The following is a 13218-nucleotide window of genomic DNA, read 5'->3' on the forward strand; positions in this document are numbered from 1 at the left end:
TCCTTCAGGACTCCTGGAGCTGCGGCAGCACCTTCGTACGGTAGAAGTCGAAGAAGCCGCGCTGGTCCGGTCCGATCTGGTTGACGTAGACCCGGTCGAAGCCGGCGTCCGCGAAGGCGCGCAGGGCCGCGACGTGTTCCTCGACGTCGTCGCCGCACACCGTGTTCTCGCGGACCGCGGCCTCGGTGACCAGCGGCCCGAGCTGCTCGAAGTGCCGCGGCGAGGGCAGGATCTGGCTCGTCTCGCCCGGCAGGAACTGGTTGGACCACCGCTCGCGGACGGTACGCACCGCCTCGTCGCGGTCGGTGCCGTAGCAGACCTTCGTGCCGCCGCTCACCGGTTTGCCGCCCCCGCCCCCCTTGCGGAACTGCTCCACCATCGGCTCCTCGGGCGTCATCGTGATGTAGCCGTCGCCCACGCGTGCCGCCAGCTTCGTGGCGGCCGGGCCGAAGCCGGAGATGTCGATCGGGACGGGCTCGTCGGGAACCGTGTAGAGGCGGGCGTTCCGCACCGTGTAGTGGGTCCCCTGGTGGGTGACCTCCTCGCCGGTGAACAGCCGGCGCATGATCAGGATCGACTCCTCCAGCATCTCCATGCGGACGGTCGCGGGCGGCCAGGCGTGTCCGAGGATGTGCTCGTTCAGGGCCTCGCCCGTGCCCACGCCGAGCCGGAACCGGCCGTTCGTCATCACGGCCGTGGTGGCCGCGGCCTGCGCCACCACCGCCGGGTGGATCCGTACGGTCGGGCAGGTGACGGCGGTCTGGACCGGCAGCGACACCGCCTCCGACAGGGCGCCGAGCACGGACCACACGAAGGGGCTCTGGCCCTGTGCGTCGTTCCAGGGGTGGTAGTGGTCCGAGATCCACAGCGAGCGGAAGCCGGCCTGCTCGGCCATCCTCGCCTGCTCGACGAGGTCCGCGGGAGCGAACTCCTCACAGGAGAGGAAACAGCCGTACTCGGGCATGGGAGGCACCTCCGACAGGTTCCGGGTCCATGGGGGACGCCGCCCGGGTACCCGGGGCCCGGGGAGGCAACCGGTCCACCTTCGGGTGCGGTGACCGGTTTGGGCGCCCTGGTCAGGGGGACGCGGAAGGTTCCGTACGACGCACGACACACGACGCACGACGGACGCGACGGCGCCGGGGGGCGAACCACGGCTCGACCCCGCACCGTGCTCGCCGGTACCGGCTTCGCCGGGTGCCCGCACCCCGCGAAGGCCGAGCGCCGGCCGTCTGCCCCGGCCCCGTCCGGCGCCACCGGCACAGCAGCGGAGGGAGACTCATGAACACCGATGAACTCGTCGAGCTCGCACAGCAGTTGAGGGTGGACGGAGTGCGGGCGGCGCAGGCCGCGGGGTCCGGGCATCCGACGTCGTCGATGTCCGCCGCGGACCTGATGGCCGTCCTGCTCGCGCACCACATCCGCTACGACTTCGAGCGGCCCGCCCACCCCGGCAACGACCGCTTCGTGCTGTCCAAGGGACACGCCTCGCCCCTGCTCTACGCCGCCTACAAGGCGGCCGGCGCCATCGACGACGAGGAACTGCTCACCTTCCGCGAGCTGGGCAGCCGGCTCGAAGGGCATCCGACGCCGCGCAGGCTGCCGTGGGTCGAGACGGCGACCGGCTCGCTCGGCCAGGGGCTGCCCGTCGGCGTGGGCATCGCGCTGTCCGGCAAGCGGCTGGACCACGCCGGGTACCGCGTGTGGGTGCTGTGCGGGGACAGCGAGATGGCCGAGGGCTCCGTCTGGGAGGCCGCCGAGCAGGCGGCGTACGAGCATCTGGACAACCTCACCGCGATCGTCGACGTCAACCGGCTCGGCCAGCGCGGCCCCACCCGGCACGGGCACGACCTCGATGCCTACGCCCGCCGCTTCCAGGCCTTCGGCTGGCACACCGTCGAGGTGGACGGGCACGACGTGGCCGCGGTCGACCGCGCCTACGGCGAGGCGCTGTCCACCACCGGACAGCCGACCGCGATCATCGCCCGCACCCTCAAGGGCAAGGGCGTCGAGGCCGTCCAGGACCGCGAGGGGCTGCACGGCAAGCCGCTGCCCGACGCCGACGAGGCGATCGCCGAACTCGGCGGCCGGCGCGACCTCCGCGTCCGGGTGCAGGAGCCGCCCGCCGCCCGCATGCTGCACGCCGTCCGCGCCGGCCACGTCGAACTGCCCCGCTGGGACAAGGGGGACGAGGTCGCCACCCGCAACGCCTACGGGGAGGCGCTCACCGCCCTCGGCGGCGCACGCGGCGACGTCGTCGTCCTCGACGGCGAGGTCGGCGACTCCACCCGGTCCGAGTTCTTCGCCAAGGAGTACCCCGAGCGGTACTTCGAGTGCTACATCGCCGAGCAGCAGATGGTCGCGTCGGCCGTGGGCCTCGCCTCGCGCGGCTGGGTGCCCTACGCCGGCACGTTCGCGGCCTTCCTCACCCGCGCCCACGACTTCGTGCGCATGGCCTCCGTCAGCGGCGCCGGCATCAACCTCGTCGGCAGCCACGCGGGCAGCGCCATCGGCCAGGACGGCCCCTCCCAGATGGGCCTGGAGGACCTGGCGATGATGCGCGCCGTGCACGGCGCGACCGTGCTGTACCCGTGCGACGCCAACCAGACCGCCCAGCTCGTCGCCGCGATGGCCGGCTGCGAGGGCATCCGGTACCTGCGCACCTCGCGCGGCGAGAGCGAGGTGGTCTACGGCCCCGACGAGGAGTTCCCGATCGGCGGCAGCAAGGTGCTGCGCTCCTCCTCCGAGGACCGGCTGACCCTGGTCGCCGCGGGCGTCACCGTGCCCGAGGCGCTGGCGGCGGCCGACGCGCTGGACCGCGACGGCATCCGGGCCCGCGTGATCGACCTCTACTCGGTCAAGCCCGTCGACCGGCCGACCCTGCGCGCGGCCGCCGAGGACACCGGCTGCCTGATCACCGTGGAGGACCACCACCCGGAGGGCGGCATCGGCGACGCCGTCCTGGACGCGTTCGTGGACGGCCGGCCCGTGCCGCGGCTGGTGCGCCTCGCCGTCCGTACGATGCCGGGCTCGGCCTCTCCCGAGGAACAGCTGCACGCGGCCGGCATCGACGCCGAGGCGATCGCCGCCGCCGGGAAGCTGCTGGTCGAGGAGGCGGTCGTGCGGTGAGTGACGAGGACGTACGCACCGTGCGGGCCGGGCGCCGCGCGGTGCGGGTCCACCGGCCCGGCAAGGTGCTCCTCCCGGCGCACGGCGACGCGGAGGAGTGCACCAAGGGCGACCTGGCCGACTACCACCGGTCCGCCGCGCCCTTGATGCTGCCGCAGCTGCGCGGCCGCCCGCTGATGCTGGAGCGGCACCCGGACGGGCTCGACGGCCCGCGCTTCATGCAGAAGAACACCCCGGACAGCTACCCGGAGTGGATCACCAGGGTCGAGGTCGCCAAGGAGGGCGGCACCGTCCGCCACACCGTGTGCGACGACACCGCCACCCTCCTCCACCTCGCGGACCAGGCCGCCGTCACCCTGCACCGCTGGCTGTCCCGGACCGGCGGCCTGGACCGGCCCGACCGCATGGTCTTCGACCTGGACCCGGCCGGGGACGACTTCGAGGCGGTGCGCGAGGCGGCCCGGCTGCTCGGCGCCCTGCTCGGCGAGCTGAGGCTGCCCTCGGGGCTGATGACCACCGGCTCGCGCGGACTGCACGTGGTCGTGCCGCTGAACGGGCACCACGACTTCGACGAGGTCCGTGCCTTCGCCCGGGACGTCGCCGACACCCTGGCCGGGGCGCATCCCGGCCGGCTCACCACCGCCGCCCGCAAGAAGGACCGCGGTGACCGGCTCTACCTCGACATCGCCCGCAACGCCTATGCGCAGACCGTCGTCGCGCCGCTCACCGTCCGGGCCCGTCCCGGCGCCCCCGTGGCCACCCCGATCGCCTGGTCCCAGCTGGACGACCCGGCCCTGCACGCCCGCCGCTGGACCGTCGCCGACGCCGTCGGACAGGCCCGTTCCGGCCCCTGGGACGGCGTCATGAGCCGCCGCCGCGCCCTGGGACCGGCCCGCCGCCGGCTCGACGCGCTGCGCTCCTCCTGAAGGTTTGGTTGTCGGCACAACGGCCACCCGCAATGAAGAGGTGGCCATGTCCCGCACGCGAGAGCGATCGGCGAGATCACCGGATCCGGTGCCCGCGAGAAGACGTCCGAGTCCCGGGCCGCGCGCCCGTGGGACCACGTCCTCGCGGTCCCCGTGCGGCAGGAGGGAGGAGCAGGAATGAGTACGTACGTCTACGGCATCACCGCGAGCTCTCACCCCGCGCTCCCCGAGGGGATGGAGGGTGTCGGCGATCCGCCGCGCCCGGTGCGCGTCCTGACGGAGGGCGGCCTCGCGGCCGTCGTGAGCGACGCACCCGAGGGGTTGCGGCCCGAGCGCAAGGACCTGCTCGCCCACCGGAACGTACTCGCCGAGGCGGGCGCGGCGGCCGTCGTGCTGCCCATGCGGTTCGGCAGCCTCGCGGAGGACGACGCCTCGGTCACGGATGTGCTCGCCGGCGGCGCCGACCACTACAGGGAGCGCCTCGGGGCGCTGGACGGCAAGGTCGAGTACAACGTCAAGGGCACGCACCAGGAAGAGGCGGTCCTGCACCGCGTGATGGCGGAGAACGCCGAGATCCGCTCCATGAGCGAGGCCAATCGGCGGTCGGGCGGCGGGAGCTACGACGACCGGCTGCGACTGGGCGAGATGGTCGTGGCCGCCGTGAAGGCGCGCGAGGTCGAGGACGCCGCCGACCTGCGGCGCGCGCTGGAATCCGGCGCCGACGATCTGAGCCTGGGCCCCGGGTCCAGCGGATGGCTGGCCAATCTCTCCTTCCTCGTGGACCGCGGGACGGCCGAGCACTTCCTGGCCGCCGTCGAGGAGTTCCGCAAGGGCCATCCGCACATCGAACTGCGCGTCAACGGACCGCTGCCGCCCTACAGCTTCGTGGAGCCCGACCCCGCGGAGCACGCGCGCGGCACGGCGGGTTCGGGCGCCGCCCGGGAGTGAGGACGCAGGGGACCGATCGAGGAAGCGGTCCGCCACGGCGCGGACGGAACTCGCCCGTGCGGACGCCGGGTTGCGGGAGCGGCCGGCCAGGCCGGAGTCTGAGCTGGAGCCCGGTCCGGCGTCCGGCCGCGGCCGCGCCAAGGAGAGGGAGGAGGGCTCCATGACAGCGCTGCGATACGTCTACGCCGTCTGCCGCCCCTTCGACGCGGCCCTGCAGGCCCAGCTGACGGGGGTGGCGGGCGACCCGCCACGCATGCTCAGCCACCGCGGCCTCGTCGCCGTCGTCAGCCACGTGCCGGAGCGGGACTTCGCCGAAGACCCGCTCCGGCGCCGTCTCGAGGACCCGGACTGGCTCACCGGGACCGCCCGCGCCCACCAGGGCGTGATCGACGCGCTCACCGCCGTCACCACCCCGCTGCCCCTGCGGCTGGGCACGGTCTTCCTCGACGACAGCGGCGTCCGCGTCATGATGGAGGCGCGCGAGGAGGCCTTCCGGCGCACCCTCGACCGGCTCGCCGGCCGGGTCGAATGGGGCGTGCGGGTGTACGCCGGGAACGAGCCGCCGAAGCCGTCCGAACCGGCGCCGCAGGCGGCGGCGCACGCGGACAGGCGGGAGCGGGCCGAGGAACGCGCGGGGCGGCTGCACGCGACGCTGTCCGCGTACGCCGAGGACGCGAAGCTGCACGCCCCGCAGGATTCCCCCCTCCCGGGCGCCACGGGACGGAATGTGCTCAACGCCGCCTATCTGGTGCCGCGCGGTCGTTGCGAGGAGTTCGTGGAAGCGGTGGGCCGCACGCAGGACGACCTGACGGGAATGCGCGTCGAGCTCACCGGGCCCTGGGCGGCCTACTCCTTCGTCGAAGAGGCGTCGAACCCGTACTGACCGCCGCCGCGCCGCTGCCCCGCACGGGAGAGCGGTTCAGGCGTCCTTGCGGCACAGGATCTCCCCGTGCAGCACACTGAACCAGCCGTCCTCCCGGGCGCCCCATTCCCGCCAGGCGTCGGACACCGCGCGCAGCTCCTTTGGGGTGGCGTGACCGCCCTCGGTGGCCCGGCCGGCGTAGGCCGAGGCCACCGTCCGGTCCGCCCACAGCCCGCTCCACCACGACCGCTCCTCGGGCGTGGCGAAGGTCCATGTGCTGGACGTCGCCGTGATGTCCCGCAGCCCGGCCCGCAGTGCCCAGGACTTGAGCCGCCGGCCGGCGTCCGGCTCTCCGCCGTTGGCCCGGGCCACCCGCCGGTACAGGTCCAGCCAGTCGTCCATCCCCTGGGACGCCGGGTACCAGGTCATGGCCGCGTAGTCGGAGTCGCGCACCGCGACGAACCCGGTCGGCCTCGTCACCCGCTTCATCTCGCGCAGCGCCTGCACCGGGTCGCCCACGTGCTGGAGCACCTGGTGCGCGTGCACCACGCAGAACGTGTCGTCGGGGAAGTCCAGGGCGTGCACGTCCGCGACCGCGAAGTCGGCGTTCGCCAGGCCGCGTTCGGCGGCCGTCGCCCGGGCCCGGTCCAGGATGCCCGGTTCGTGGTCCACGCCCGTGACGTGCCCGTCCGGGACCAGCGCCGCCAGGTCGGCGGTGATGGTGCCCGGGCCGCAGCCGATGTCCAGGATCCTCATGTGCGGCTTCAGGACGCCGAGCAGGTAGGCCGCGGAGTTGGCGGCGGTCCGCCAGGTGTGGGAGCGCAGCACCGACTCGTGGTGCCCGTGCGTGTAGACGGCGGTCTCCTGCTGCTTCGACATGGCTGAACTCCCTCGTTCGACATCGTGCCGGTGCGTGTCACGCTACGCCCGCATGCCGAATGATGAGATACGCGTTTTGGCATATGGACTGACGCTGCGTCAGTCACGGTGGCGGCGGTCGGGTGCCGGTTACCCTGAGGTGCCCGTTTCCTGTCCCACGGGCGGTGAACGACACCCCCGGAGGGTCCCGGCATGCGTCTGCTCCTCATACGCCACGGTCAGACCCCCTCGAACGTCGGCCTCCTGCTCGACACCGCCGTGCCCGGCGCGGGCCTGACCGCACTCGGCGAGCGGCAGGCCGCCGCCCTTCCCGCGGCGCTCGGCGACGAGGACATCCAGGCCCTGTACGCCTCCACGCTGGTGCGGACCCAGCTGACCGCGGCCCCGCTGGCGGCCGCGCGCGGCCTGGACGTCCAGGTGCGCGACGGCATCCGCGAGCTCGCCGCGGGCGACCTGGAGATGCTGCCCGGCGACACCGAGCAGGGCCGCCTCTACATGAAGACCGTGTTCGCCTGGGCGGACGGGGACACCGCGCTGCGGATGCCCGGCGGGGAGAGCGGCGAGGAGGCGCTCGGGCGCTACGACGCCGTGATCGCGGAGGCCGCCCGCAGCGGCGCCGGGACGGTCGCGATGGTCAGCCACGGCGCGGCGATCCGCGTGTGGACGGCGGCTCGCGCCGACAACGTCGACGTGCCCTTCGCCGCCGCCCGCCCCCTCGACAACACCGGTGTGGTGATCCTGGAGGGCTCGCCCGCCGACGGCTTCACGGCCCTGTCCTGGGCGGGCGCCCTGGTGGCCCCGGCGGGCGAGGGCGGCCCGACGGGCCGGCCCCTATAACCGTTTGCCCGCCCCTCACGGCGGCCCGCAGAATGCGATCTCATGGGACATCTGGAAGCAGCACACCTCGAGTACCACCTCCCCGACGGGAGGACGCTGCTCGGCGATGTCTCGTTCCGGGTCGGCGAAGGGGCCGCCGTGGCCCTCGTCGGCCCCAACGGCGCCGGCAAGACGACGCTGCTGCGGCTGATCTCCGGCGAGCTGAAACCGCACGGCGGCACCGTCACCGTCAGCGGCGGCCTGGGCGTGATGCGGCAGTTCGTGGGCTCCGTACGGGACGAGACGACCGTACGGGACCTGCTCGTGTCGGTCGCGCCGCCCCGCGTCCGGCAGGCCGCGCAGGCCGTCGACCGGGCCGAGCACGCCATCATGACCGTCGACGACGAGGCCGCCCAGCTCGGCTACGCGCAGGCGCTCGCCGACTGGGCCGAGGCGCGCGGCTACGAGGCGGAGACGCTGTGGGACATGTGCACCACGGCCGCGCTCGGGGTGCCGTACGAGAAGGCGCAGTGGCGGCAGGTGCGCACGCTCTCCGGCGGTGAGCAGAAGCGGCTCGTCCTGGAGGCCCTGTTCCGCGGCACCGACGAGGTATTGCTCCTCGACGAGCCGGACAACTACCTCGACGTGCCCGGCAAGCGGTGGCTGGAGGAGCGGCTGAAGGAGACCCGCAAGACGGTCCTCTTCGTCTCCCACGATCGCGAACTCCTCGCCCGCGCCGCCGAGAAGATCGTCTCCGTGGAGCCCTCGCCGGCGGGCGCCGACGCCTGGGTGCACGGCGGCGGCTTCGCCACGTACCACGAGGCGCGGCGCGAACGCTTCGCCCGCTTCGAGGAGTTGCGCAGGCGCTGGGACGAGAAGCACGCCCAGCTGAAGAAGCTGGTGCTCAACCTCCGTCAGGCGGCGAGCATCAGCCACGAGCTGGCATCCCGCTACCAGGCCGCGCAGACCCGGCTGCGCAAGTTCGAGGAGGCCGGCCCGCCGCCGGAGCCGCCCCGCGAGCAGGACATCACCATGCGCATCAAGGGCGGCCGCACCGGTGTCAGGGCCGTCACCTGCAAGGGCCTTGAGCTGACCGGCCTGATGCACCCCTTCGACCTGGAGATCTTCTACGGCGAACGGGTCGCCGTCCTCGGCTCCAACGGCTCCGGCAAGTCGCACTTCCTGCGCCTGCTGGCCGGTGACGACGTGGCGCACACGGGGGAGTGGAAGCTCGGGGCGCGGGTCGTGCCGGGGCACTTCGCACAGACCCACGCCCACCCCGAGCTGCAGGACCGCAAGCTGGTGGACATCCTCTGGCAGGAGCACGCGCAGGACCGCGGCGCGGCGATGTCGCGACTGCGCCGCTACGAGCTGACCGGCCAGGCCGAGCAGACCTTCGACCGCCTCTCCGGTGGTCAGCAGGCCCGTTTCCAGATCCTGCTGCTCGAACTCCAGGGCGTCACCTCCCTGCTCCTGGACGAGCCGACGGACAACCTCGACCTGGAGTCCGCGGAGGCCCTCCAGGAGGGGCTGGAGGCCTTCGACGGCACGGTGCTCGCGGTCACGCACGACCGGTGGTTCGCGCGGTCCTTCGACCGGTACCTGGTCTTCGGCAGCGACGGCCGCGTCCGCGAGAGCACGCAGGCCGTGTGGGACGAACGGCGGGTGGAGCGGGCGCGCTAGCCGCCGCCGGCCGGGGCGGCGGCGGGCCGCGGCGCTCACGGCGCGTGTCCCGCGGACGCCGGGAAGCGGCGGCACACGCGGAGGCCCGGGGGCCGGGATGTTCGTAAAGTGGAGGCAGTAGGTGAGATCCATGGCTTCCACATGGACGGACACGACGAGCGGGGTACCACCATGACCGGAGTCGACCCCAGCCGGCTGGACGACCAGCAGCTCATGAAGGAGCTGGAGACGATCCACCGCACACGCCACGACACGCTGCTGTACGGATCGACCGATGCGCTGCGGGCGCACAACGACCGCATGGCCCAGCTGGAGGGTGAGTTCCTGCGCCGCAACCCGCGGCGCATGGTGGCGGCGGGCCGCACCCGGGAGGGGGCCCGGGAACGCCGCTGCGGGGAGTCGGCGACTCCCCGCAGCTGAGACCGGTCAGCCCCCTGTCCGGGCGAACACCTGCGGGAACGCTGCGCGGGCCCGGCCAGGACGTGAGCACCCGGCCCCGGACCGCACCGCGAGCCCTTTCAGGGGCCTCCGGGGCGGTCCAGCGCCGTGGCCAGTTCCTGCACGTTCGTGTAGCGGTCGGTGCCGGGCAGCCGCTCCAGCGCCTCGACGAGGACGTCGGGCGCGTTCTTGCGGCGCAGCACGTCCGTCAGCTCGCCCGGTCCTGCGGGGAAGGAGCCGCGCCCCAGCAGCCGGGCCAGCTCCAGCCGGACCGTCTCGAACGAGGCGCCACCGCCTCCCGGCGCCACCGGGCCTCCCGCCACCTCGGGATCGTCGTCGGCGACCGGTTCCGGGTCGTGCCACTCCTCGGTCCGCGTGGGGCGCCCGGAACGGAGCAGCCCCTGCAGTTCGTGCTTCATCTCCTCGTCGCGGTGCGCGCTCAGCCGGTCGTTGCCTCGCTGCATGACTCCCTCCAGATCTTCGGGTCCGCACCGCGTACCCGGAGACCGGACGCCGACACGGGGTTCTCCCGACCCGCTCAGTTCTCGCGGTCCGACCGCTCGCGGTGCGGCAGGAACTCCTGGACCTTCGCCTTGAGGCCCTGCCTGACCATGCCGGCGCGGTCCGCGTCGCCCTTCAGGATCGCCGCGGCGGTGGCCTCCATCTGTTCCCAGGTGGCGTGCGGCGGGATCGGCGGGACCGCCGGGTCGGTGAGGAACTCGATCACCGCCGGGCCGTCCGCCTCCAGACCCGCGCGCCAGCCGGCCTCCACGTCCTCGGGCTTCTCCACCCGCACCCCGGTCAGCCCGAGCGAGCGGGCGAAGGCGGCGTACTGCACGTCCGGGATCTGCTGCGAGGGCAGGAAGGACGGGGCGCCCTCCATGGCGCGCATCTCCCAGGTGACCTGATTGAGGTCGTGGTTGTTCCACACGGCGACGACCAGCCGCGGGTCCTCCCACAGATCGCGGTACTTGGCCGCCGTGATCATCTCCGCCAGGCCGTTCATCTGCATCGCCCCGTCGCCGACCAGCGCGATCACCGGCCGGTCCGGGTGCGCGAACTTCGCGCCGATCGCGTACGGCACTCCGGGGCCCATCGTCGCGAGCGTGCCGGAGAGCGAGGAGCGCATGCCGGGCCGCATCGTCAGATGGCGGGCGTACCAGTTGGCCGCCGAACCGGAGTCGGAGGTGATGATCGCGTCGCCGGGGAGCATCGGGTCCAGCGCACGGGCCACGTACTCCGGGTTGATCGGGTCGGCGGACTGCTGCGCCCGCCGCTCCATCACCTCGTGCCAGCGCGTCACGTTCGCGCACACGGTGTCGTACCACGCGCCGCCGCGGTCCGCGCCGATCAGCGGGAGCAGCCGCTGCAGGGTCGCCTTCGCGTCGCCGACGAGATTCACCTCGTAGGGGTAGCGCATCCCGACCATGTGCGGGTCGATGTCGATCTGCACCGCGCGCGCCTGCCCGAACTCCGGCAGGAACTGTGTGTACGGGAAGGACGAGCCGATGGTCAGCAGGGTGTCGCAGTCCCGCATCAGCTCGTACGACGGACGTGTGCCGAGCAGCCCGACCGAGCCGGTGACGTAGGGGAGTTCGTCGCTGAGGACGTCCTTGCCCAGCAGCGCCTTGGCCACGCCCGCCTTCAGCCGCCCGGCGATCTCCTCCACCTCGGCCCGGGCTCCGGCGGCGCCCTGCCCGACCAGAATGGCTACCTTGTCACCGGAGTTGAGGATGTCGGCCGCCCGCTGCACGGAATCCTCGGAAGGGACCGAGGTCCACGAGCTGCGGTCGAGGCTGGAGGGCACCATCTTGAACTCGTGCGTGGGCGCGGTGTAGTCGAGCTCCTGCACGTCCCCGGGGACGATGACCGCGGTCGGGCAGCGGCGGGCGAGGGCGGTGCGGATCGCCCGGTCGAGGACGTTCGGCAGCTGCTCCGGGACCGTCACCGTCTCCACGAACTCCGAGGCGACGTCCTTGTACAGGGTGTGCAGGTCCACCTCCTGCTGGTACGAGCCGCCCATCGCGGTGCGGTGCGTCTGGCCGACGATCGCCAGCACCGGCACGTGGTCGAGCTTGGCGTCGTACAGGCCGTTGAGCAGGTGGATTGCGCCGGGGCCCGAGGTCGCGGCGCACACGCCGAGCCGGCCGCTGAACTTCGCGTAGCCGACCGCCTGGAACGCGGACATCTCCTCGTGCCGGGACTGGACGAAACGCGGCTGGTTCTCCGCGCGGCCCCAGGCGGCGAGCAGGCCGTTGATGCCGTCGCCGGGGTAGCCGAAGACGTGCTCCACACCCCACTCGCGCAGGCGCTGCAGAATGTGGTCGGAGACCTTGGTGCTCATGTGCGGGACCTCCCGTGCCCTTGACGTGAGAATGCGGCAGTCGTTCACCGGTCGGGTCACCCGGTCCACCGCCGGAAAACATGCGCGGGTGTTTGCGGCCTCGGCCGGTGGGCAGGCGGAGGTGAGTGCTTCGGACAGGAGGCACGTCCGTGGGTGCGGTACCGCACCGCCCCGGTCATGCCTGTCCGAGCGCGCGTCCGCCTTCCCACGGTGTCCGAGTCAGCGCACCACCAAGGGAGTTGCGACGCAGCATGCCCACCGATGTGAGCGCGAAGCACCACCCGCACGACGACGCCCCCGACACCGCCGAGGCATTCCGCCGGCTCGCGGGGCTCCCTCCGGGCCCGCGGCGCGACGCCGTGCGCGGGCAGATCGTCGAGGCCTGGCTGCCCATGGCCGAGCGGCTCGCGGGACGCTTCCGCAGCCGCGGCGAGAGCTTCGAGGACCTGCGCCAGGTCGCCTCCCTCGGCCTGGTCAAGGCCGTCGACCGGTACGACCCCGAGCGGGGCAGCGCCTTCGAGAGCTACGCGGTGCCCACCATCACCGGCGAGATCAAGCGGCACTTCCGTGACCACATGTGGACCGTGCACGTGCCGCGCCGGGTCCAGGACCTGCGCAACCGCGTCCGGTTCGCGACCCAGGACCTCTCCCAGGCCGCCGTGGGCCGCAGGCCCACCGTCGCGGAGATCGCCGCGTACGCCGACCTGACGGAGGAGGACGTCCGCGTCGGCCTTCAGGCCCTGGACAGCTTCGGCGCGCTCTCCCTCGACGCCGAGGTGCCCGGCAGCGACGACGGCTACTGTCTGAGCGACACCCTCGGCTCGCCCGACCCGGCGCTGGACACCGTGGTGGACCGCGAGTCGGTCCGGCCCCGGCTGGCCGCGCTGCCGGAACGGGAGCGGGCCATCCTGTACATGCGCTTCTTCGGCGACATGACGCAGAGCCGGATCGCCGAGCAGCTCGGCATCTCGCAGATGCACGTCTCGCGCCTGATCAGCCGCTGCTGCGACCGGATGCGGGACCAGATCATGCGCGAGGCCGCGTAGGCCGGTCGGGCCGCCCTGCGCGAGGCCGCGTCGGGCCGCCCCGCGCAGGCGCACCCGGCACGCGGCACGCCCCGGACGCCCGGCGGGTCCGTTCACCCGCTCGGGCGTCCTTGTCGCGCGAATGGGGCTCGGCCGCGCGCGCCTCAC

Annotated in this window: 12 protein-coding genes; 8 read left to right on the forward strand and 4 right to left on the reverse strand. The window is 73.1% G+C overall.

The annotated features are described in order from the left end of the window. Positions 1-4: 4 nt before the first annotated feature. On the reverse strand, positions 5-964 hold the full coding sequence (locus ACIRPX_RS14205) for a TIGR03557 family F420-dependent LLM class oxidoreductase (protein ID WP_404193131.1): 960 nt from the start codon (positions 962-964) through the stop codon (positions 5-7). 317 nt (positions 965-1281) lie between these two features. On the opposite strand from ACIRPX_RS14205, the gene ACIRPX_RS14210 reads away from it, so the two are divergent. From ACIRPX_RS14210 to ACIRPX_RS14225, 4 genes are all read left to right on the forward strand, one after another. Beyond that, complete coding sequence (locus tag ACIRPX_RS14210) at positions 1282-3129, forward strand: transketolase (RefSeq protein WP_404193133.1); 1848 nt, start codon at positions 1282-1284, stop codon at positions 3127-3129. Further along, the gene (gene ligD / locus ACIRPX_RS14215; protein WP_404193136.1) at positions 3126-4055 is read left to right on the forward strand and encodes a non-homologous end-joining DNA ligase; all 930 of its coding nucleotides are present in this window, start codon (positions 3126-3128) and stop codon (positions 4053-4055) included. The genes ACIRPX_RS14210 and ligD overlap by 4 nt, the downstream gene beginning before the upstream one ends. A gap of 177 nt (positions 4056-4232) precedes the next feature. After that, positions 4233-5003 (forward strand): GvpL/GvpF family gas vesicle protein, encoded by a 771-nt coding sequence (locus tag ACIRPX_RS14220; RefSeq protein ID WP_404193139.1) that lies wholly within the window; start codon positions 4233-4235, stop codon positions 5001-5003. Between the two features lie 160 nt (positions 5004-5163). Beyond that, a complete protein-coding gene (locus ACIRPX_RS14225) occupies positions 5164-5886 on the forward strand; it encodes a GvpL/GvpF family gas vesicle protein (RefSeq protein WP_404193142.1) in 723 nt (240 codons plus the stop codon). Positions 5887-5922: 36 nt separating this feature from the next. Here ACIRPX_RS14225 and ACIRPX_RS14230 read toward each other — a convergent pair whose 3' ends face one another. Further along, positions 5923-6744, reverse strand: a complete 822-nt coding sequence (locus ACIRPX_RS14230; RefSeq protein ID WP_404193145.1) for a class I SAM-dependent methyltransferase — start codon at positions 6742-6744, stop codon at positions 5923-5925. Between the two features lie 192 nt (positions 6745-6936). Between ACIRPX_RS14230 and ACIRPX_RS14235 the strand changes: the two genes are divergently transcribed. The 3 genes from ACIRPX_RS14235 (at position 6937) to ACIRPX_RS14245 (ending at position 9663) form a co-directional block, all read left to right on the forward strand. After that, complete coding sequence (locus tag ACIRPX_RS14235) at positions 6937-7581, forward strand: histidine phosphatase family protein (protein WP_404193148.1); 645 nt, start codon at positions 6937-6939, stop codon at positions 7579-7581. A gap of 42 nt (positions 7582-7623) precedes the next feature. Next, positions 7624-9243: an ABC-F family ATP-binding cassette domain-containing protein gene (locus ACIRPX_RS14240; RefSeq protein WP_404193151.1), complete on the forward strand. Its 1620-nt coding sequence runs from the start codon at positions 7624-7626 to the stop codon at positions 9241-9243. Positions 9244-9384: 141 nt separating this feature from the next. Further along, positions 9385-9663, forward strand: coding sequence for a DUF6158 family protein (locus tag ACIRPX_RS14245; RefSeq protein ID WP_384260150.1), 279 nt, complete (start codon positions 9385-9387; stop codon positions 9661-9663). Between the two features lie 98 nt (positions 9664-9761). Here ACIRPX_RS14245 and ACIRPX_RS14250 read toward each other — a convergent pair whose 3' ends face one another. After that, positions 9762-10145, reverse strand: a complete 384-nt coding sequence (locus ACIRPX_RS14250) for a DUF2795 domain-containing protein (RefSeq protein WP_404193154.1) — start codon at positions 10143-10145, stop codon at positions 9762-9764. 74 nt (positions 10146-10219) lie between these two features. Then, entirely contained in the window at positions 10220-12025 is a 1806-nt protein-coding gene (locus ACIRPX_RS14255; RefSeq protein WP_404193158.1) for a thiamine pyrophosphate-requiring protein, read from the reverse strand. A gap of 251 nt (positions 12026-12276) precedes the next feature. Between ACIRPX_RS14255 and ACIRPX_RS14260 the strand changes: the two genes are divergently transcribed. After that, positions 12277-13071 carry an RNA polymerase sigma factor SigF gene (locus tag ACIRPX_RS14260; protein WP_404193161.1) on the forward strand — a complete coding sequence of 265 codons (795 nt, stop codon included), beginning with the start codon at positions 12277-12279 and terminating at the stop codon, positions 13069-13071. The last annotated feature ends 147 nt before the right edge of the window (positions 13072-13218 follow it).

It is taken from the genome of Streptomyces sp. NPDC101225 (assembly GCF_044767585.1).
GTDB lineage: Bacteria > Actinomycetota > Actinomycetes > Streptomycetales > Streptomycetaceae > Streptomyces.

What these genes read in the sequence shown, in the direction of transcription:
- ACIRPX_RS14205 (WP_404193131.1), bottom strand. Translation starts at nt 964, where the DNA reads ATGCCCGAGTACGGCTGTTTCCTCTCCTGTGAGGAGTTCGCTCCCGCG.
- ACIRPX_RS14210 (WP_404193133.1), top strand. Translation starts at nt 1,282, where the DNA reads ATGAACACCGATGAACTCGTCGAGCTCGCACAGCAGTTGAGGGTGGAC.
- ACIRPX_RS14220 (WP_404193139.1), top strand. Translation starts at nt 4,233, where the DNA reads ATGAGTACGTACGTCTACGGCATCACCGCGAGCTCTCACCCCGCGCTC.
- ACIRPX_RS14225 (WP_404193142.1), top strand. Translation starts at nt 5,164, where the DNA reads ATGACAGCGCTGCGATACGTCTACGCCGTCTGCCGCCCCTTCGACGCG.
- ACIRPX_RS14230 (WP_404193145.1), bottom strand. Translation starts at nt 6,744, where the DNA reads ATGTCGAAGCAGCAGGAGACCGCCGTCTACACGCACGGGCACCACGAG.
- ACIRPX_RS14235 (WP_404193148.1), top strand. Translation starts at nt 6,937, where the DNA reads ATGCGTCTGCTCCTCATACGCCACGGTCAGACCCCCTCGAACGTCGGC.
- ACIRPX_RS14240 (WP_404193151.1), top strand. Translation starts at nt 7,624, where the DNA reads ATGGGACATCTGGAAGCAGCACACCTCGAGTACCACCTCCCCGACGGG.
- ACIRPX_RS14245 (WP_384260150.1), top strand. Translation starts at nt 9,385, where the DNA reads ATGGACGGACACGACGAGCGGGGTACCACCATGACCGGAGTCGACCCC.
- ACIRPX_RS14250 (WP_404193154.1), bottom strand. Translation starts at nt 10,145, where the DNA reads ATGCAGCGAGGCAACGACCGGCTGAGCGCGCACCGCGACGAGGAGATG.
- ACIRPX_RS14255 (WP_404193158.1), bottom strand. Translation starts at nt 12,025, where the DNA reads ATGAGCACCAAGGTCTCCGACCACATTCTGCAGCGCCTGCGCGAGTGG.
- ACIRPX_RS14260 (WP_404193161.1), top strand. Translation starts at nt 12,277, where the DNA reads ATGCCCACCGATGTGAGCGCGAAGCACCACCCGCACGACGACGCCCCC.